The organism is Ignavibacteria bacterium (assembly GCA_013177855.1).
In the GTDB taxonomy this organism is placed as follows: Bacteria; Bacteroidota; Ignavibacteria; order Ch128b; family Ch128b; genus Ch128b.
The window spans coordinates 740,286-759,709 of the sequence record JABLYA010000001.1 but is presented as its reverse complement, the minus strand read 5'-3'; the positions used below and the strand labels follow the sequence as shown (position 1 = coordinate 759,709).

Here is a 19,424-nt window from a genome sequence, read left to right as displayed (position 1 = left end):
AATGAAATTCCAGATAAAATATTTATATCTAATTCTTGGTTTGGTTGTAGTAGGAATGATAGCATATTTCGTAGTTTCAAAAGAAGCTGAAAAATCAAACCAAACTCAAATACCTGATGATGAGATACATCGAGGTTTAAGAAATAAGCAATCAATGCAAATGGATAAGGAATTGCTTAGCAAGATTGATTCACTCAAACAAATCGTAAATAATAATCCCAAGGATACAATTGCTTTAAATCATCTCGGATTTTTCTTGCTGCAGGCACACAAATTTGATGAAGCTGAAACTTATTTTGAGAACTTGTTGAAGATTAATCCTGATCGACTTGATGTATTAAATGTTTTAGCTGAGGTTAATTTTAACCTTCAAAAGTTTGACAAATCTGAAAGTTACCTTAAAAAAATCATCAGACTTGAAAAGAATAATGAGGTTGCAAAATACAACCTTGGTGTTGTTTATGTGATGCAAGGTAAGAAGGATGAGGCAAGGAAAGTATGGACAGAATTAGTGAAAAGTAATCCTAACTCAGATCTTGGCAAGATGGCAAAGGAATCGCTTGAAGGTTTGCAGTAAGAATGTACGAATATAGCTCAGTCATTCATGTTCACTCCAATTATTCAGATGGCTCAGGTGAAATTCCGGAAATCGCACGTTATGCAAGCGAAGTGGGTGTTGATATTGTACTGATGACTGACCATAATACATTAAGACCTTTAAAAGATGGACTTGAAGGTTGGTATGGATCGACCCTTGTTTTAATTGGTACAGAAATAAACGATCAAAAAAATCAAAATCATTATCTGGCTTTTGGGATAAACAACACATTTGATAATCGTTTGACTGCAGCAGAATATGTGAGAAAAGTTAAAGAAGAGGGTGGGATTGGATTTATCGCTCATCCATTTGAAAAAAGACAACATATGAAAGAGCATCCACCTTATCCATGGACTGATTGGTCAACCGATGATTATGATGGAATTGAAATTTGGAATCATATGTCAGAATGGATGGAAGGATTGACCGAGCAAAATAAACTTCAAAGATTTATGCATCCATTGCGAACAGTCGAAGGACCAAATGAAGAAGCATTAAAACTCTGGGACAAAAAATCACTTGAAAGAAAGGTCGTTGGAATTGGTGGTGTGGATGCTCACGCTTACAAACAGAATATGTTTGGTTTTTTTGAAGTAGAGATTTTCCCTTACAAAGTTTTATTTAAATCAGTACGTACCAATTTATTTACATCTGAACCTTTAATTAGGGATGAAAGCAAGCTCGAATACAACAAAAAACTCGTTTACGAAGCATTGAAATCTGGAAGATGTTATGTCTCAAATTTTTATCATGCCGATCCAAAAGGATTTCGATTTTTTGCTGAAGCTAAAGGTAAAGTTTTTCACATGGGCGATACAATCCCATCTGATATTTCAGAATTGAGATTGAGAGTTAAAATCCCTGAAGTTGTTGCTTCAATTCGATTGATTAAAAATGGAGAACTAATTGATACTGTCATTGGTGATGAAGCAACCTGGAATGTTGTTAACAGAGGTATTTATCGAGTTGAAGTTTACTTTGAAGATAAGCCCTGGATTTATTCAAATCATATCAGATTTATTTAATTAAGGAGTAATCTATGTTAGCACCAAAGAAAAAAATTTCAAAAAAAGAGATTAAACAGGATAAACTTGTTGAAACTTATTTCAAAGCAAAAACTTTTTTTGAAGAAAATCAGAAAACCATCCTTATCGGATTGGGAAGTTTTGTAGTAATAGTTTTTCTTATAATTTATTTTGTAAGAAGATCCGGAGAGCGGGAAATTGAAGCTACTACAATGCTTGGTAATGTCATTAATCTTTATGATCAGGGACAATACCAACAAGCAATTGATGGTGTACCTGCAAAGAAAATTAGAGGTTTAAAATATATCGCCGATGAGTATGGAAATACAGAAAGCGGAGAGGCTGCAAAAATTTTTCTGGCAAATTCATATTATCAATTAGGAAAAATTGATGAAGCATTGAAATATTATGAAGATTATGATGGAGATAATAAATTATTTCAGGCAACTGCTCTGGCCGGTGCTGCAGCTTGTTATGAGTTAAAAGGTAACAAGGAAGAAGCTGCAAAATTATATGTTAAAGCTGCAAAGGTTGCTGCGAGTGAAGTTTCAACACCTGAATACTTGCTTTATGCGGCAAGATTAAATGCTGAACTTGGCAAAAAAGATGAAGCTAAAAAATTACTTGATTTGATCAAAAAAGAATATCAAAACTCTGCTCAAGCCAGAGATTACGAAAGATATATTGTTGAATTCCAAATACCAGTAGAATAATTTTTACAATTCATATCTTTAAAACAAAAAAGGCTGTCGAAGTGACAGCCTTTTTTGTTCTGTTAATGCAAATCTTACTTAACCAACATCATCTTAATTTCTTTTGAGAAGTTTCCAAACTTGAGTTGAGCAATGTAAATACCGCTCGAGACCGGTTTACCTGCATCATTCTTTCCATCCCAGATTAACTCATGAGAACCTCTTTCATACATTTGATCATTAATTAATGTTTTTACAACCTGGCCAAGTTGATTGTAAATCTTAAGAGAGATTTTCTTATCGACTGGGAGATAGAATGAGATCTTGGTTGATGGGTTAAATGGATTTGGATAGTTTTGATAAAGCTTATAATCATCAGGAGTAATAATTGTAAGATCTTTTGCTTCAACACCGGTTCCGATTGTACCTTCAATTACTCTTAAACCCCATCTCTTTGGATTTGCAACTTTGCCAGAATCAACCGTAACCCATTCATTTGTGGAGCTATTCCATTGAATTGATTTATGAATTACGCTATCAGATAAAGCCTGGTATGGAAGAATAATATCTTCGAAACCATCCTTATCAATATCTGTATATCTGCCATAAATTTTAGAAGCAAATGAATTATCAATTGTAAATACAGTATCAACTACTCCAGCTGAATCTCTAATTACTCTTTGAGTATAAATTGATGGGTCACCTGGATAAAGTTTTGAGAAAGTCCAGTTTGCTGGGTTAGTTTTATCTCCGCCTTGAAATTCTGCTGTTACTACATTGCATCCAGTTGTACCATAAGTGCTTGATGTGTATATATTGGGTTTTCCATCTTTATCAATATCACCATAACCAAAACCAAAAGTTACAAGTCCTTCATCAAGGACACCAGCTTGAGCAAAGTTCAAGACAAAAACATTTGTAGAATCAATTTCAGCAGTAGAACTTCCCTGAGGATAATGAACGACATGGATGCATCCTACATAATTACTACCTGTTGAATGATAATTTGGCAGATAAACTTCCTCTCTGCCATCACCATCAATATCAAATGTTCCACCGCCGAATAGAGCGACATCATCTGCATTGCTTAATCTTAAGCTTTGCTTGCCGTTGGTTGTATCGGCTTCAACATAAGTATTAGCTGCTGGAACTCTCAAAGGAGTAACAGCTTTGAAGTTCCAAGCCTGGAAAAGAAGCTCTGGATTTCCTTGACCATCAAAATTTGCGATATGCATTGAGTAAGGTGTTCCAGCGTTCATATCCCAGGTTGCCAGATCAATTCTGCTCTTTGCATATTCAGCCTGGAACCCTGAAAAGCCAGGATCACCAGTACTCCAATCACCAATTGCGCTAATTATATAAAATTTATCATTAGCATTTGGTGTTGAATTGTAGAAGACTAATAATTCATTTTGTCCATCGCCATCTGGGTCACCAATTTCCATATATTCAGTGTTTCCAGAGATTCCTGTCATTTCCGGTAAAGTAGTTGAGTTAATTACCTGTGAAGGCAAAGTTCCAAAATTGTTGCTTCCAGGAACACCATCCCATTCGAAAATGAAGATTCCATTATTATTAGATTGGAATATTATTTCTTTTTTACCATCATTATCCAAGTCTCCGGTAATAACATATCTTGGAGTTGAACCACCGCCACCAGTTGTAACCTTAGGTGATGTCCAGACAAGTTCAATTGAGTCATTCCCAACTACTTCGAAAACATTAACATGACCAAGATCATTGTAGTTAGTTACAAGTATTTCTGCTTTACCATCACCATCCAGATCTTTATCAAACCAGCAGCCTCGAATACTTTTTAAACCATTAAGGACTGAGTCCATATAGGTACCTGCTGAAAGAAGTGGATAGTTATAGTAAGTTGAAAGGCGAACCTGTGAGTAAGCTGTTGCTCCGATTAAAAGCAACGCAATTAGTAATGTGAGTTTTTTCATATTACCTCCAATGATTTGTTGATTGATTTGATTTTTTTAGAAGGTTTTTTCATTTAGTTATCACCTCACAGGATGATTGTTTTGTTCAAACTGTAATTTATTACAAACTTAAAAAAATTGTTAAAAGAATATCAAGAATTCTAAATTATTCAATCTATTGCTTGACTATTGTGATTTGATTTAAAATTTTTCTATTAATATTTTGAAATAAAAATTTCGGTTAGGATGAATTTAATTAAAACATATTCAACCCACCACAAAAAATATGAGGACTTATGAAAAGAATTATTTACCTTCTTATTTTATTCCCGTATTTATTATTTGCTGGAACCACAGGAAAGATTACGGGAAGAGTAATTGATGCTAAAACTCGAGAGCCAATTCCTTCAGTTAATATCATTATTGAAGGAACCAACTTTGGCACTGCATCACACATCGATGGGTTTTATGTAATTAATAATGTCCCACCCGGCGTTTACACGCTAGTTATTTCCGCAATTGGTTATGAAAAGAAAATAATTAAGAATGTAAAAGTCTCGGCAGATTTTACAACGAAATTAAATATTGAATTAAGTGAAGAAGCAGTTGAACTTCAAGAAATTGTAGTTGAAGCTCAATCACCATTGATTCGTGAAGACCTAACTTCAACTCAGGCTACAATAGATGCAAGTCAAATAGAAGCTTTACCAGTTGAAAGTATTCATCAGATACTTTCACTTCAGGCTGGAATAACTCAAGGTGTGGGCGGTGAGCTTCATATTCGTGGTGGTCGAACAAATGAAATTGCTTATACTGTGAATGGAGTTGCAATCTCAAATCCTTTTGATAATACTCCAATGGTTGAAATAGCCACAAATGCTGTTCAAGAAATTTCCGTTGTTAGCGGGACTTTCAACGCTGAATATGGAAATGCACTAAGCGGCGTTGTTAATACAATTACAAAAGAAGGAACAAATGAGTATCGTGCACATATCTCATTTTATACTGGCGACTTTCTAAGCACACGAAAAAATATCTTTTTTAATGTCGAAGATGTAAATCCTTTAAGTAACAATGTAACGGAATTGACCTTCAGTGGACCTGTTCCATTCTCAAGTAATAAACTGAATTTCTTTATCTCCGCTCGAAATGAAGATAACAAAGGATGGTTGTTTGGAGTAAGAGAACACAATCCGTGGGATTCAGTTTATATTAATCCTGCAAATCCAAATGATATCAGAATTGCTAAGTCGGGAGATGATGCAATCGTTCCAATGAATCCAAGTAGAAAATTTAGCGGAACATTCAAACTTACAATTAAACCTACTTCAACTATAAAAATTAATTATGATCTTCTTTACTCGAATAATTACTTCAAATATTATTCACATGATTTCAAATACAACCCCGATGCAGATTATAATTACTATGAAAAAGGATATGTTAATTCAATTGATTTCAGACATGCTTTAAGCTCACGCACATTTTACACATTAAAATTGATGTATAACTTTAATGATTACAAACAATATCTTTATCCACTTTTAGATCAAAATGGAAATCCAGTTGATTATTACCCCGGGATGGGGACTGCAAACTTAAAGCCCGATCCTCGATACCAACCAACTGAAAAATTAACCCGACCAGTTACTTACACATTTTATTTTGGCGGAACGAGAAATGGCCACAGCTACGAAAGAGCAAAAACTTATGGACTGAAGTTTGACTTCACAAGCCAGCTTTCAAATGAACATGAAATTAAATTTGGTTCAGAGAATAAAACTCACATTCTGGATTATGAAAGCTTTGTGATTAAAAGGGACACAGTCAGATATTTAGTTCCAACTATACCAGACTTAAACACACCAGACCACGATCTTTATACTAAAAAACCGGTTCAATTTTCATTTTACATTCAAGATAAGATGGAGTATGCAAATTTTATTATGAATATTGGTTTGAGATACGATTACTTTAATTCAAGATCGAAATATTCAACCAACACATTGTGGCCATCACCAAATGATCCGTCACTTCCAACTTATGTTGATAAAAATTCTATACTCGCAGATGCAACACCAAAACATCAACTGAGTCCAAGATTTGGTTTTTCTTTCCCAATAACTGATCGGGGAATCATTCATTTTAGTTATGGACATTTTTTCCAGATGCCCCCATTCCAATACCTTTATACAAATCCAAATTTCAAATCGAGTTATGCAACAGGAACTCCAATATTCGGTGATGCAAATCTTAATCCTGAGAAAACAGTTACTTACGAAATTGGATTGCAACAGCTTTTACTCGACGATTTAGCAATGAATGTAACCGGTTATTATAAAGATGTTCGTGATTTGTTAGCTCTTCAAACAATTCGTGTTAGCGGTGATCGAACTTATCTCAAGTATGTAAACAAAGATTATGGCAATATTAAAGGGATAACTCTTTCACTTGTTAAAAGGAGAAGCCCTTCAAGTCCGGTGGGCGTGACTGTTGATTATACTTTTCAAATTGCCGAAGGAAACGATACAGATCCAGATGCTTTCTTCCTCGATCTATCTTCAGGAAGACAAAGTGAAAAAATTCCTGTATTCCTTGCATGGGATCAAACTCATTCATTAAATACAACAGTGACTTTTGGTAAAATTAATGACTGGACTGTAACCATCGTCAACAAAATTGGAACAGGTTTGCCATACACTCCTCAGATTACTGGAAAACAAGTTTATGTACGAACAAACAGTGGAAGAAGACCATCTCAATTTGTTGTGAATTTATTTGCAGAAAAAGTTTTTAAGTTGCTTGGCTTTAAAGTTACAGCCTTTGCAAAAGTTTTTAATCTATTTGATAACTTAATTGAAAGACTGGTTTACGACGATACGGGCCGCGCAACATATACATTGCTATACACAAGTGGTGGTGCAAAATCTGCAGAAGAACTTTCACAGCGAATTCCTCTCGTTCACTCACCTGAGGAATACTTTACCCGTCCTCATTACTATCAACCTCCAAGAGAGGTGAGACTTGGATTTGAAATTGACTTCTAAAATCGTTGAGAGGAGAAAAATTATGAGAACATTCTCATTCATTTCAATTCTGTTAATAAGTTTACTTTTACAAAATTCATTCGGGCAAAATAATTCATTGCGAGAACAGGAACATCAAAAGGTTAAGGATTTAATTCAATCGAAATTAAATAGTTCAAAAAATTATAAGACCGAGACAACAATTTATGATTTTCAAAAGGGCATAATTAAAAAGCTTGAAAAGACAAAAACCCACGCTGATCGAAAACATTACTTTATGAATGGAAATAAGATCAGCACAGAGATTTATAACTACGGTGGAATTGCTCCAGGTTATGGGTTATTAAGAAATGTTAATAATGTTGTCTGGCGTGGTGTATCTTATGTTTTCACTTTCTGTCCATTTGTTGCAGCATCGGTTCCGAGTGGTTATGATTCAACGCAAAGACTTCACATTGTTTCTGATGGTGTATGGGATTATCCGAATTTGCGAGATGTAAGTCCGACTGGCGATACACTCTGGGCATGGCAGCCTCTCCCAGGTTATGCAGATCCTGATCAAGAATTTATGGCTTCAAATCCTGCTGAAGATAAAAATAACGATGGTAAGCCCGACAGTTGGCCTCGTGAATGGTATAATCCGACTTTAGGTAAATATGTCTGGCCTGGTTATCTGGCTCAAGATGCAACAAATGCAGATCTTGAAGTATTCTGGGCAATGGATGACAGAGATAATTCTGAATTTCCTTACTGGCCATTCATAAATGATTCAACACGAAGAGGATTAGGAGTTCAGGTTGATGGAAGAGCTTTGCAATGGAGTAACGCTCTTGCAGAAAATACAATCTTCTTTGTTTACACAATTGCAAATGTGAGTGATAAGAATCTTGATTCAGTTTATTTTGGAATGTATGGTGATCCAGATGTTGGTGGTGGATTGCCTGCTGATCCCGGTGATGAAGTTCGTGACGATCACGGATTTTTTATTGATCCACATAATTATTCCGTACCTGTTTACGCACGAAGTATGATGTACCTCTGGGATGATGATGGAAAAGGTCATCTCGGATTGCCTGTAGGTTACTTGGGCTGTAAATATCTTGAAAGCCCAAGCAATCCGGGAAATAATTTTGATGATGATGGTGATGGAATGATAGATGAACGACAGGATGATGGAATTGATAATGATAAAGACTGGAATCCTCTGGTTGATGATGTCGGAATTGATGGTATTCCAAATACAGGCGATTATGGTGAAGGAGATGGAGTTCCAACTGCTGGTAAAAGACTACCTGATGGTTCACTGGATCCGCTTTATCCTGGTGAACCGAATTTTGAATTAACTGACCTTGATGAATCAGATCAAATTGGATTAACGAGTTTCAACAGCTGGACCTGGAATACTGATAAAGTCGCGAATGATGAGTCAATGTGGTTTAGAATTCAAGCCGGAAACTTTGGTGAGATACGACAACTTGAAGATATAGTCTTTATTTATGGAAGTGGTCCTATTTCTCTTTCTAAAGGTGAAATTAAAAGATTCTCAATAGCTCTTTTACTTGGTGAAAACTTTGATGATCTTTTAACGACAGCTGAAACTGTTCAAAGAATTTACAATGCTAATTACAGATTTTTCAGACCTCCATTAAAACCAAATGTTGTTGCTGTCCCTGGTGATAGAAAAGTTACACTCTACTGGGATACTCGAGCAGAAGAAAGTATTGATCCAATTACAGGAAAAGATTTTGAAGGTTATGTGATTTATCGAAGTACAGATCCAACATTTAACGATATCCAAACTATTACCGACGGCAAGGGAGCTAAATTTTTGTATGAGCCGCTTAAAGATGTTTATGGTAACGAATGCAAATGGGATGTTTCAGTTCGCCCCGAACCTTATACTGATTTAAACTCAAACTTCAAATACGATGTTGGCGAACCTTATGTGGATATGAATGGAAATGGTCAGTGGGATCCTGAGGCACCTGATTACTGGAAAGGTTATCATCCAGTTGAATTTCAAGGCAGAGGTATTCATTACTATCTTGGAAATAATAGAGGATTAGTTCACTCTTATGTCGATTCCAATAATGTAATAAATGGGCAAACATACTATTATGCTGTTGTTGCTTATGATCACGGAGATTCACTTGGAATTCCACCAACTGAAACGAGTAAGAAAATCACAGTTGATCCAATCACCAATAAACTTCAATTTGATGTAAATACTGTAATGGTAATTCCAGGACCAAGAGTAAATGGATATATTATCACACCTACCAGTACAAAAAGTTTAGTTCATGAAAGCGGAATTGGAAATGGTGAAGTTACTCTGGAAGTTTTGAATGATTTAAAAGTTGAAGAGAATTCAGAGTATCGGATTTATTTTAGAGACAGCCTTTATATCAACAAAAAATGGACAGCCGGTAAAAATTATTCTGTCCTGAAACTCACTCCAGTGATAGATAGAAACATTACTTTTTACGATACGAATTTTACAAAACTTTCACATCCATTTATAAGTGATGACAGCTATTTAGAAGTAAAAGATGAACAGGGCAATGTTTATGTAAAAAATGTTGACTTTGTTGTTGACTTTGAAAGAGGAATTATTCGAAGAACATCAACAAGCTCAATGAGCTTGAATAAGAAGTACACAGTTCAATATCGTTATTATCCAGTTTATCAAAGTCAATATCTAAGAGGCGAAGATGGAAATCCAGTTATTGACGGATTGAAATTAAAAGTTATTGATTATCCAGAGCTTAAGATTGATTCAATTAATACTAAATGGATTGCAGGTAATTGTAATTTCACTCATCGAGTTCAAAAAGCGACAATTGGCGGTAAGATAATTCCTAATGAAGCTGATTACGAAATTCATTTCTCGGATACTTACATTGACTCTGCAATGATTTTAGTTGCTGGAAGATTGGTAAAAGTTCCGGTTAAATATTCTGTTAAAGATGTAACCACTGGAGTTCCTAAACCAATTTTAACTTATCTAAAAGAAAATGCTCTGACTCGAGATACAAACTACACTGCTGGTGAAGAAATTATATTCTTCAAACCTGGATCAACAGGTAGGACTACGGACACTACAACATGGGGTGTGATTTTCTATCCGCCATCAGGTAAATCACCTGTTCTGCCTTCTGCTGGTGATGTGTTTTATATTCGCACTTTAAGACCGTTCAAATCTGCTGATGTTTTTTATTTCAAGACAGAAGCCTCGAAATTTGATGCATCACTTGCTAAATCCAGGTTGGATAATATTTATGTTGTTCCTAATCCTTATGTCGTAGTAAATGATATTGAACCGACAAACAAGTTACCCGGTCAAAACAGAGGTGAACGAAGAATCTATTTCGAAAACTTACCACCCGAATGTACAATTAGAATTTATACTTTAGCTGGTGAACTTGTTCAAACCATTCATCATTCGTCAGGACTTGAAAATGGCAGAGCTTTCTGGAATTTATTGAATCGTGATGGTTTCAGTGTTTCTTATGGAATTTATTTTGCTCATATCGAAGCTCCTAATCTTGGGGAGAAACTCTTAAAATTTGCAATCATTAAGTAAAAGAGTGTGGAGTATAAAACTATGAAAAAGATTCTTTCAATCAGTTTAATCTTTGTAGTTATTCTGAGTTTAAACTCATTTGCTCAGATTGGGGCAGGTTTGACAAAGACAGGAACAACTGCAGCGCAATTTTTGAAAATTGGAGTTGGCTCAAGAGCGCTTGGAATGGGTGGTGCTTTTGTCGCTTCTCCAAATGATGTATCGGCTGTTTACTGGAATCCTGCAGGTCTGGCATTAATACAAAATCGAGAAGTTTCGTTTAATCATATCGATTGGTTACTTGATGTAAAATTTGATCATGCAGCATTTGGAATGAATTTATCTGACTTCGGGACTGTTGGTGCATTTGTAGGAGTTATGACTATGGATGAAATGTTAGTCCGCACAGTTGAAAAACCAGAAGGAACTGGAGAATTCTTCGGTGCTGGTGCACTTACAGCGGGAATTTCTTATGCAAGAAATCTGACAGAGAATTTTGCAATTGGTTTTAATGCGAAATATATCCGTGAATATATTTGGAATGAATCGGCTCAAGGTTTTGCAATTGATATTGGTACATTTTATAAAATTCAATTCTTGAATGAGACCAGGCTCGGTGCAAGCATTTCAAACTTTGGAACTAAAATGAAACTTTCAGGAAGAGATTTGCTTGTATTGACTAATACTGGACCCGGAGGACAAAACATTATAAATACTCGACATGATGTAGATGAGTTTGATTTACCGTTACTTTTTAGAATTGGTGTTGCTGTCGATGCAATTAAAACTGAAGAGATGAGATTAACTTTAGAGACAAATGCAGTTCATCCAAATGACAATACTGAGTATGTTAATTCTGGATTTGAATACTCATGGAATGATAGAATTTTCTTAAGAGCTGGATATAAATCACTTTTTGAAAAAGATTCTGAACAGGGCTTTACATTTGGGCTTGGAGTAAATTATAGATTAGTGGATTTAGTCACAATGAAATTTGATTATGCATATCAAGATTTCGGAAGGCTGAAGAATGTGCATTATATAACCGTTGGTGTAAATTTCTGATTCTTTTCTACACTTTGCGTCCTTTGCGTCTCTGCGTTGAAAAAAGTTAATCGCAGAGGCGCAGAGTTCGCAGAGTTAAACGCAAAGAAAGTTTCATTTAATTTCAATGAGCATCTAACCAATTGTTACCAATTCCAATATCAACTTTGACAGGGACTTTTAATTTAATTGCCCCTTCCATTTCTTTCTTTACGACTCTCTTTACTTCCTCGAGCTCATCCTTATGAACTTCGAAGACCAACTCATCATGAACCTGAATTATCATCGCTGACTTCAATTTATTTTCTCTGAAATATTTTGAAATATTGTTCATTGCAATTTTAATCATATCAGCAGCTGTACCTTGAATTGGCATATTGATCGCCTGTCTTTCTTCAGCAGAACGAACCGTCGCATTCTGGGAATTAATATTTGGTAAATATCTTCTTCGTTTCTTCAGTGTTTCCACATAGCCATTTTTGTGAGCAAATTTTTTTGTCTCTTCAAGATAATCATGAACTTTTTTGTAAGTCCTGAAATATCTGTCAATCAATTCTTTAGCTGCAGTTTGAGAAATTCCAAGCCTTGTTTTCAAACCAAATGGTCCAATTCCATAAAGAATTCCAAAATTGACTTCTTTAGCCTTTCTTCTCATTTCTGGAGTTACCTGATCAATCGGAACCCCATATACTTTTGATGCAGTTGCAGCGTGGATATCAAGATCATTTTCGAATGCCTGAATTAAATTTGGATCTTCGCAGATGTGAGCTAAAATTCTTAATTCAATTTGAGAATAATCGGCACTCAGAATTTTCCAATTTTCATCTGACGCAGCAAAAGCTCTTCTAATTTCTTTTCCCATCTCAGAACGAATTGGAATGTTTTGCAGATTTGGATCGCTGCTCGAAAGTCTTCCAGTCGAAGTAATAGTTTGATTATAGTTTGTATGAATTCTTCCTGTTCTCTTGTTAATTAATTCAGGGAGTGAGTCTACATAAGTGTTTTTAAGTTTAACAAGCTGTCTGTAATTAATCAGATGCTCAATTATGGGATGTGAAAATCGCATTTGCTCAAGCGATTGAATATCTGTTGAGTATCCAGTTTTGGTCTTCTTTGTCGGTTCTAATTTTAATTTTACAAAAAGAATTTCCTGTAATTGCTTGGTTGAGTTAACATTAAATTCTTCTCCTGCGAGTTCGTAAATCTTTGCTTCGATGTTGGAGATTTGTTTACCGAGTTCAATGCTCAAATCTTGCAAATCATAAGTATTGATGTAAACTCCTCTTAATTCCATATCAGAAAGAGTCTTTACAAGTGGAAATTCAATCTCTTCACATAGATCGATCAACTCTTTTGATTTTAATTCTTCTTTTAAAATCAAATAAAGTTGATAAGTTATATCCGCATCTTCGCACGAATAAATTTTAAGATCATTCACTGGCACATTCCACATCAGTGCTGAGTTTTTCTTATCTCCGATTAAAGCGGAAATTTTATAAGTGTCGTAATTAAGATATTTCTTAGCCATATCATCCAATCCAGTCACTCCATCAGGATTTAAAACATAAGCAGCCACCATTGTATCGAAAAACGGAGGTTGTACATCAATTCCATAATTGTATAAAACATTAATGTCGTATTTCAAATTCTGCCCAATCTTTAATTTCGATTGATCTTCAAGTATTTTCTTAAAAAGTTTCAAATTCTTTCTGTCATTTTCCTTTGCGTCAAAGTTCCTATGATTTTCGAGTTTGTAGAAATATGCTTCCGATTTATTCAGGCAGAATGAAAGTCCAACTAAATTTGCATCGATTGAATTTAAGTTGTCAGTTTCAGTATCAAAAACTATTAAATCAGATTTTTCTGCTTTAAGAATGAATTGTTTTATCTTTTCTTCTGAATCTAAAAGTATGTAATTAGTCCCATCTATTTCCTTGATTTTGATTTCTGGTTTTTCAACTTCTTCGGTATCAAATAAAGTCGGTGTAGAAGATTTGATTTTTGTGTTCAGTAGATTTTCTAATCTTTTGTTAAAGGTTTTTATTTCAAGTTCGTTGAGCAAATTTTCAAGAGTTTTGACATCGGGCGATTTAATCTTTAAGTTCTCAAGGTCTACATCAATTGGAATATTTCGTTTGATGGTAACAAGTTCACGGGAAAGGTAAGCCATCTCTTTTCCGTCAATCAATTTTTGCTTAAGAGCTACTTTGTTGATCTTATCAATGCTTTTGTAAATGTTATCGAGTGAGCCGAATTCTTTAATTAGTTCGAGCGCTGTTTTTTCGCCAATTCCTTTCACGCCTGGAATATTGTCGGTTGGATCGCCGGTTAAAGCTAAAAAGTCAATAAATTGTTCAGGAGTTAATCCATATTCTTCTTTAACTTTATTAATATCATAAACTTCAGCATCCTCAACGGATTTCTTTAATGGTTTATAAACATAAATTCCATCTTCAATTAATTGAAGAAAATCTTTATCAGGAGTAACTAGATATGATTGAACTTTTTGGTCCTTGAATTTCTTTGAAAGCGTTCCAATAATATCATCGGCTTCGAATCCTGGTGCTGTGATTATCTCGATGTCGATTGCTTTTAAGATTTTTTTGATGTAGTCAAGTTGATAAATCATATCATCGGGAATTAACTGACGATTTGCTTTATATTCTGGGAATTTATCATGTCGAAAAGTTTTTTCTTTTGTATCGAAGGCAACTGCGATGTAATCGGGTTTCTCGTTTTCTAAAATTTTCAAGAGAGATGAAAGAAATCCATAAACGGCGCTTGTGTTTTGATTTTTTGAATTTCTGAGAGGTCTCGAAATAAAAGCGAAGTAGGCTTTATAAGCCATCGACATTCCATCAATTAAAAATGCTTTTTTCATAAAATCCTAAGCCTTCTTTTTTGCAAAATACTTCCAGTAAAAATAAAATGGAATTCCAAGTGAAATTAAAATTAATCCCATCATTGCATTGCTTGTATCGGAGTAAAGTGTATTGCCGACAAAAAGAACCGCAAAGATCACAAATAATGCTGGAAGAAATGGATAACCAATAACTTTATACGGTCGATGAGTATCTGGCATTTTCTTTCTTAATACAAAAACTCCAAAAGCTCCCATTCCATAAAATAACCATGAAGCAAATATCACATAGTCAGAGATTGTATCGAATGTTCCTGTTAAAGTCAAAATGCTTGACCAGATTCCCTGCACGATTAAAGAAGTTCCAGGCGTAGAAAATTTTGGATGCGATTTGCCGAGTGGTTTGAAAAACAATCCATCCCGACTCATTGCAAAATGAACTCGAGCAGTTGCAAGAATACTTCCATTCACTGCACCAAATGTTGAAATGATGATTGCTATTGAAATGATTGATCCACCAATTGGTCCGAAGATTGTTTCAGCAAGAGTCGCACCTACAAGCGGAGATTTTGCAATTTTATCAATTGGCAAGACATACATATATGCTAAGTTGATAATTAAGTAAACTCCCATAACAATTAAAGTCCCGAATGCAAGAGCTTTTGGAACATTTCGTTTGGGATTTTTCACTTCGCCGGCAACAAAAGTTACATTATTCCAACCGTCATAAGCCCAGAAGGCTCCTGCAAGTGCGAGACCAAACATTGTTAAAACATTGTATTCATTGTGAACGGGAATTGCATCCGTAGTAAGATTTGCCAGGCTTCCGTTCCCGAAAATGAAAGCAAGTAAAGCTAAAAGGAGTATCGAAGCAATCTTTACAAATGTAATAAAAGTTTGAACTCCGCCTCCAAAAATTACTCCCACATAATTTATTCCTGTTATAAAGAGAAGACAAAGTATCGCGACAGCTTTTGTTCCAAAATCCTGAAGCGGATAAATATTTCCTACAAGTGGAACATAAATCGAAAATTTTTGAACCTCTTCAGAGAATTGTGGATACTTAATGAAATAACCAAGATATTCTGAAAAAACAACAGCAATTGATGCCTGACTTCCAGTTTGAATTACAGCAAGAATTGACCATCCATAGATAAACGCAATAAAATCACCGTACATTGTTCTGAAATATTTGTATTGACCACCCGTTGCATCAATCATTCCTGCAACTTCAGCATTTGTTAGTGCACCAATAAGTGTAAAAATTCCAGCAACAACCCAGGCAAGTAAAACGAGTTCAGGCGACATTAATTGCTCAGCCATTATCGATGGCTTACGAAAAACTCCTGAGCCAATCATTGAACCCGCAACAATCATCGTTGCTGCTGTTACTGAGAGACCTCTTACAAGTCCATCAGAAGTTTTCTCAACAGGTTGTTTCATTTTTCTCCTCGTTTGATTTTTTGAAATTATTAAAAATGAAAGGTAATTCAAATAAGAAATGGTAGAACATTGCTGGATGAAAGCTTTTAATTTAAAATCATGAAGAGGGGAATTATTATAATCAAAAGACAAGTTGATTAAAATTAAAAATTATGAATGAGTGATTTTTAATCATCCAAATCATAGAGTGAAATTTTTATATGAAGGATTTTTATTGTTGATATGATAATTTCATCCCTTCTGAGTTTTGAGAGACAATTATGAGAATTGGTTTTATAATAATTTTACCTCTTTAAGGATTTATTTTTTAGTGTAATGTCTATTTATGATCGGAGCTGAAGCTAATTTCAGGATTGATTAATCAATTTTAATGAGTGGGAAATGTTGAAATACACCTGTAAGGGAACAATGTGGATTTTTTGAGTGAAGTTTCCCTTAATAAAAAACGAATTAACCTTGTGTTAAGAAAAGAATCTTTCCAACATTTTGGAGGATAAAAATCCAGAATAGATGAAATTATTATTGAATAAATCAGAATAAAAAAGAAAAAAATCCCGAAGTGATGACATTGTAACCGAATAAAATACAGAAAAGATTTTTCTCACATTTCATTTTATTCACATTCAACACTTTCGTCGTTGAAAACTTTAATAATTACACTAACTAAAAATATTTAATCAATAAAACGGAGATTCAATCTTCGTATATTTGCAACGATGAGACCAACATTTGCTGAGATTAACTTATCTAATCTTATCTTCAATTATCAATCAATTGCGAAGAAAGTTGGTAAAGATGTTTTAGTGATGCCAGTTGTAAAAGCCGATGCTTATGGTCATGGAATGATTAAATGTGTGGAAGCTCTCTTAAACACTACTCCCAAACCAAAATACTTCGCCGTTGCTTTAGTTGAAGAAGCAATAGAATTCAAAAGAAAATTTCCTGATGTAAATGTTCTTGTATTTGGGAAAATTTATCCAGCTGATTTCAAGTTCATTTCGAGATTGAAAATTACTCCGACTGTTTATGATTTTTCGACTTTGAAAGGTTTAGCCGAATATGCTGAAAAATCGAAAACAAAAATTAATATTCATCTGAAGATTGATACAGGTATGGGCCGAGTTGGAATTCAACTGAATGAGCTTGAAGATTATCTAAATTTTATCAAGAAGAATAAATCGATTTACCTTGAAGGTGTTTATACACATTTTGCAACTTCGGATCATAGAGATAAGACATTTGCACTTCATCAGCTTGATAGGTTTAATACAGCAATTGAGATTACCAAAAGTAAAATCAAAAATGTAAAATACTTTCACGCAGCAAACAGCGGAGCAATTTTAGATCTTCCTCAATCGTATTTTAATATTGTCAGACCTGGAATTTCTTTATATGGTTATTATCCTTCGAAAGAAACAAGTGAATCGATTCCACTTAAACCGGTAATGTCAATTAAAACAAAGGTCGCTTTTCTTAAATGGGTTGAAAAGAATACAAGCGTCAGTTACGGCAGAACTTATTTCACAAATGAAAAAACACAAATCGGAACTCTTCCAATAGGTTATGCTGATGGGTATAATCGTTTACTTTCAAATAAAGGCAAAGTGATTTATCGTAATAAAATGTATGATGTCGTAGGCAGAGTTACAATGGATCAAATTATGGTTAATTTTGGTTGTGACGATGTTTCGTATGAAGATGAAGTAATTGTGCTTGGTTCATCAGAAAGTTTTAAATTTGATGCGGATGATATTGCTCAAATTTTGAATACAATTCCTTATGAAGTTTGTACATCTATTTCAAAAAGAGTAAAAAGAAAGTTCATTTATTGAATTGGATTTCGTAAAATTTTACATAGTTCAGCTGTTTAAAAGTGCCGCTTCAAGAATTAGAGTTTCTGATAAGGAAAAAGAGAAACTCCTTTCTCGACTAGTTTCTAAGATAGAGAACAGCCGGGACTTATTTCCCGATCTTAAAATGATGGAACGGGTTGTTGAACTTGAAGAGACGGCATCAAAACTCATCTCAATTTATAGAAGACTGAATAAATCGCATATCGATCTGGAAAAAATTAGTTATCAATTTGTTTCTGATCGTGATGCAGTTCAATCAATTCTTCGAAGATTTTTGCAGGGGAATTATAGAAGCGGAATTTTATCGCGAAAAAAACCAAAAATCGTCTTTGACGATACAACTTTCACCTTTTATGAGTTGAAAGAGCCGGAAGTAAATGAGACAGAAGAAAAAGTTATAGAAGAAATCAAGCAGCCCAAACTTGATCTGAATGAATTTCTAAAAGATGAAAAAGAAGAGATTATTGCAATTAAGAAAGATGATTTAGATAAACAAAGTCAGTCAATCACTGAATCAGATTTGAATAAACAAAAGTCGGATGTAGAAGAAGAATTTAGAATTACCGAAGAGTCTGAAGTCAAAGAAGAATTAGAGATTGAAAACGGAATTGCTAAAAAATCAATCTCTAAGAAAATTGAAAAGACAGAAAAAGAAGAAGATGCTTTAGTTCTTCCGCTTCAATTTGACGATGGAAAAACAAGCACTGAACAATTTACAACAGATACAATTGGGCAAAAAAGTCAAGAAGATATTTACCAATCAACTGATGAGAGTTTTGATTCAGAAAAACAATTATTAACTGAAGAAGAAAAAATAACTGAAGAAACTCGAACAGAACAAACATTGCAAAATTTTGATGGTGAAAAAGAGATTGAAAAAGCTGAAGAAACACTTAAAGAAATTGAGCAATTAAATGCTCAGACTTTTGATGATATTTCAGAGGAACAATCTGAAGAAGAAAAAGAATCCACCCTCAAAGAAGTCTTAGATCCTTCTAAGGAACTTTCAAACGATACATTATTTCTTGAATTCGAGAAATTAATTTTGCAAAACATTCTCGAAGTAGATGAGTTTCTAAATAAAATTATTAATGAAAATTTTTCAGAAGAAGAAATTTTCCGACTAATTCAGCAGGCATATAAATGTTTTCAACTTGCAGCTCAGTTAAACCATGATTTTATTTCTGAATTGATCAAAGTTTACTGGCTTGCACTTGTTGCGATTCGAGATCATAAAATTGTCGTTAAAAAATCTGAAGCTGAATTAATTCGAAGCACTTTGATTGTTCTTGTATCTCTATTAAAAGAAAAAGATATTGATCTCGAACCCTTTTTGAAAAAACATAATTTACTTAAAGAAAAACTTCAACAACTACAATATGAGGTCTGA

Annotated in this window: 11 protein-coding genes; 8 read left to right on the top strand and 3 right to left on the bottom strand. The window is 34.3% G+C overall.

Going from position 1 to position 19,424, the window contains the following annotated elements; translation table 11 throughout:
• Position 1: 1 nt before the first annotated feature.
• The 3 genes from HPY57_03210 to HPY57_03200 are packed head-to-tail and all read left to right on the top strand — an operon-like array spanning position 2 to position 2,336.
• Positions 2–577 (top strand): tetratricopeptide repeat protein, encoded by a 576-nt coding sequence (locus HPY57_03210; GenBank protein ID NPV10778.1) that lies wholly within the window; start codon positions 2–4, stop codon positions 575–577.
• A 2-nt stretch (positions 578–579) separates the two neighbouring features.
• Positions 580–1,623 (top strand): PHP domain-containing protein, encoded by a 1,044-nt coding sequence (locus HPY57_03205; protein NPV10777.1) that lies wholly within the window; start codon positions 580–582, stop codon positions 1,621–1,623.
• Positions 1,624–1,637: 14 nt separating this feature from the next.
• The gene (locus HPY57_03200) at positions 1,638–2,336 is read left to right on the top strand and encodes a tetratricopeptide repeat protein (protein ID NPV10776.1); all 699 of its coding nucleotides are present in this window, start codon (positions 1,638–1,640) and stop codon (positions 2,334–2,336) included.
• A 74-nt stretch (positions 2,337–2,410) separates the two neighbouring features.
• Here HPY57_03200 and HPY57_03195 read toward each other — a convergent pair whose 3' ends face one another.
• Complete coding sequence (locus HPY57_03195) at positions 2,411–4,267, bottom strand: T9SS type A sorting domain-containing protein (GenBank protein ID NPV10775.1); 1,857 nt, start codon at positions 4,265–4,267, stop codon at positions 2,411–2,413.
• Positions 4,268–4,542: 275 nt separating this feature from the next.
• Between HPY57_03195 and HPY57_03190 the strand changes: the two genes are divergently transcribed.
• Genes HPY57_03190 through HPY57_03180 form a run of 3 tightly spaced genes read left to right on the top strand, consistent with a single transcriptional unit; the run spans position 4,543 to position 11,899 of the window.
• A complete protein-coding gene (locus tag HPY57_03190) occupies positions 4,543–7,293 on the top strand; it encodes a TonB-dependent receptor (GenBank protein NPV10774.1) in 2,751 nt (916 codons plus the stop codon).
• A 22-nt stretch (positions 7,294–7,315) separates the two neighbouring features.
• Positions 7,316–10,855 carry a hypothetical protein gene (locus HPY57_03185; protein NPV10773.1) on the top strand — a complete coding sequence of 1,180 codons (3,540 nt, stop codon included), beginning with the start codon at positions 7,316–7,318 and terminating at the stop codon, positions 10,853–10,855.
• A gap of 21 nt (positions 10,856–10,876) precedes the next feature.
• Positions 10,877–11,899: a PorV/PorQ family protein gene (locus HPY57_03180; GenBank protein ID NPV10772.1), complete on the top strand. Its 1,023-nt coding sequence runs from the start codon at positions 10,877–10,879 to the stop codon at positions 11,897–11,899.
• Between the two features lie 103 nt (positions 11,900–12,002).
• Here HPY57_03180 and polA read toward each other — a convergent pair whose 3' ends face one another.
• Both polA and HPY57_03170 read right to left on the bottom strand, forming a co-directional pair.
• Positions 12,003–14,759 carry a DNA polymerase I gene (gene polA, locus HPY57_03175; GenBank protein NPV10771.1) on the bottom strand — a complete coding sequence of 919 codons (2,757 nt, stop codon included), beginning with the start codon at positions 14,757–14,759 and terminating at the stop codon, positions 12,003–12,005.
• A 6-nt stretch (positions 14,760–14,765) separates the two neighbouring features.
• Complete coding sequence (locus HPY57_03170) at positions 14,766–16,181, bottom strand: amino acid permease (GenBank protein NPV10770.1); 1,416 nt, start codon at positions 16,179–16,181, stop codon at positions 14,766–14,768.
• 716 nt (positions 16,182–16,897) lie between these two features.
• Between HPY57_03170 and alr the strand changes: the two genes are divergently transcribed.
• Both alr and HPY57_03160 read left to right on the top strand, forming a co-directional pair.
• The gene (alr, locus tag HPY57_03165; GenBank protein ID NPV10769.1) at positions 16,898–18,013 is read left to right on the top strand and encodes an alanine racemase; all 1,116 of its coding nucleotides are present in this window, start codon (positions 16,898–16,900) and stop codon (positions 18,011–18,013) included.
• A 145-nt stretch (positions 18,014–18,158) separates the two neighbouring features.
• Entirely contained in the window at positions 18,159–19,424 is a 1,266-nt protein-coding gene (locus HPY57_03160) for a hypothetical protein (protein ID NPV10768.1), read from the top strand.

Coding starts and splice junctions, on each gene's coding strand:
- HPY57_03210 (NPV10778.1), top strand. CDS start 2: ATGAAATTCCAGATAAAATATTTATATCTAATTCTTGGTTTGGTTGTA.
- HPY57_03185 (NPV10773.1), top strand. CDS start 7,316: ATGAGAACATTCTCATTCATTTCAATTCTGTTAATAAGTTTACTTTTA.
- HPY57_03195 (NPV10775.1), bottom strand. CDS start 4,267: ATGAAAAAACTCACATTACTAATTGCGTTGCTTTTAATCGGAGCAACA.
- HPY57_03200 (NPV10776.1), top strand. CDS start 1,638: ATGTTAGCACCAAAGAAAAAAATTTCAAAAAAAGAGATTAAACAGGAT.
- HPY57_03160 (NPV10768.1), top strand. CDS start 18,159: ATGATGGAACGGGTTGTTGAACTTGAAGAGACGGCATCAAAACTCATC.
- HPY57_03190 (NPV10774.1), top strand. CDS start 4,543: ATGAAAAGAATTATTTACCTTCTTATTTTATTCCCGTATTTATTATTT.
- HPY57_03180 (NPV10772.1), top strand. CDS start 10,877: ATGAAAAAGATTCTTTCAATCAGTTTAATCTTTGTAGTTATTCTGAGT.
- polA (NPV10771.1), bottom strand. CDS start 14,759: ATGAAAAAAGCATTTTTAATTGATGGAATGTCGATGGCTTATAAAGCC.
- alr (NPV10769.1), top strand. CDS start 16,898: ATGAGACCAACATTTGCTGAGATTAACTTATCTAATCTTATCTTCAAT.
- HPY57_03205 (NPV10777.1), top strand. CDS start 580: ATGTACGAATATAGCTCAGTCATTCATGTTCACTCCAATTATTCAGAT.
- HPY57_03170 (NPV10770.1), bottom strand. CDS start 16,181: ATGAAACAACCTGTTGAGAAAACTTCTGATGGACTTGTAAGAGGTCTC.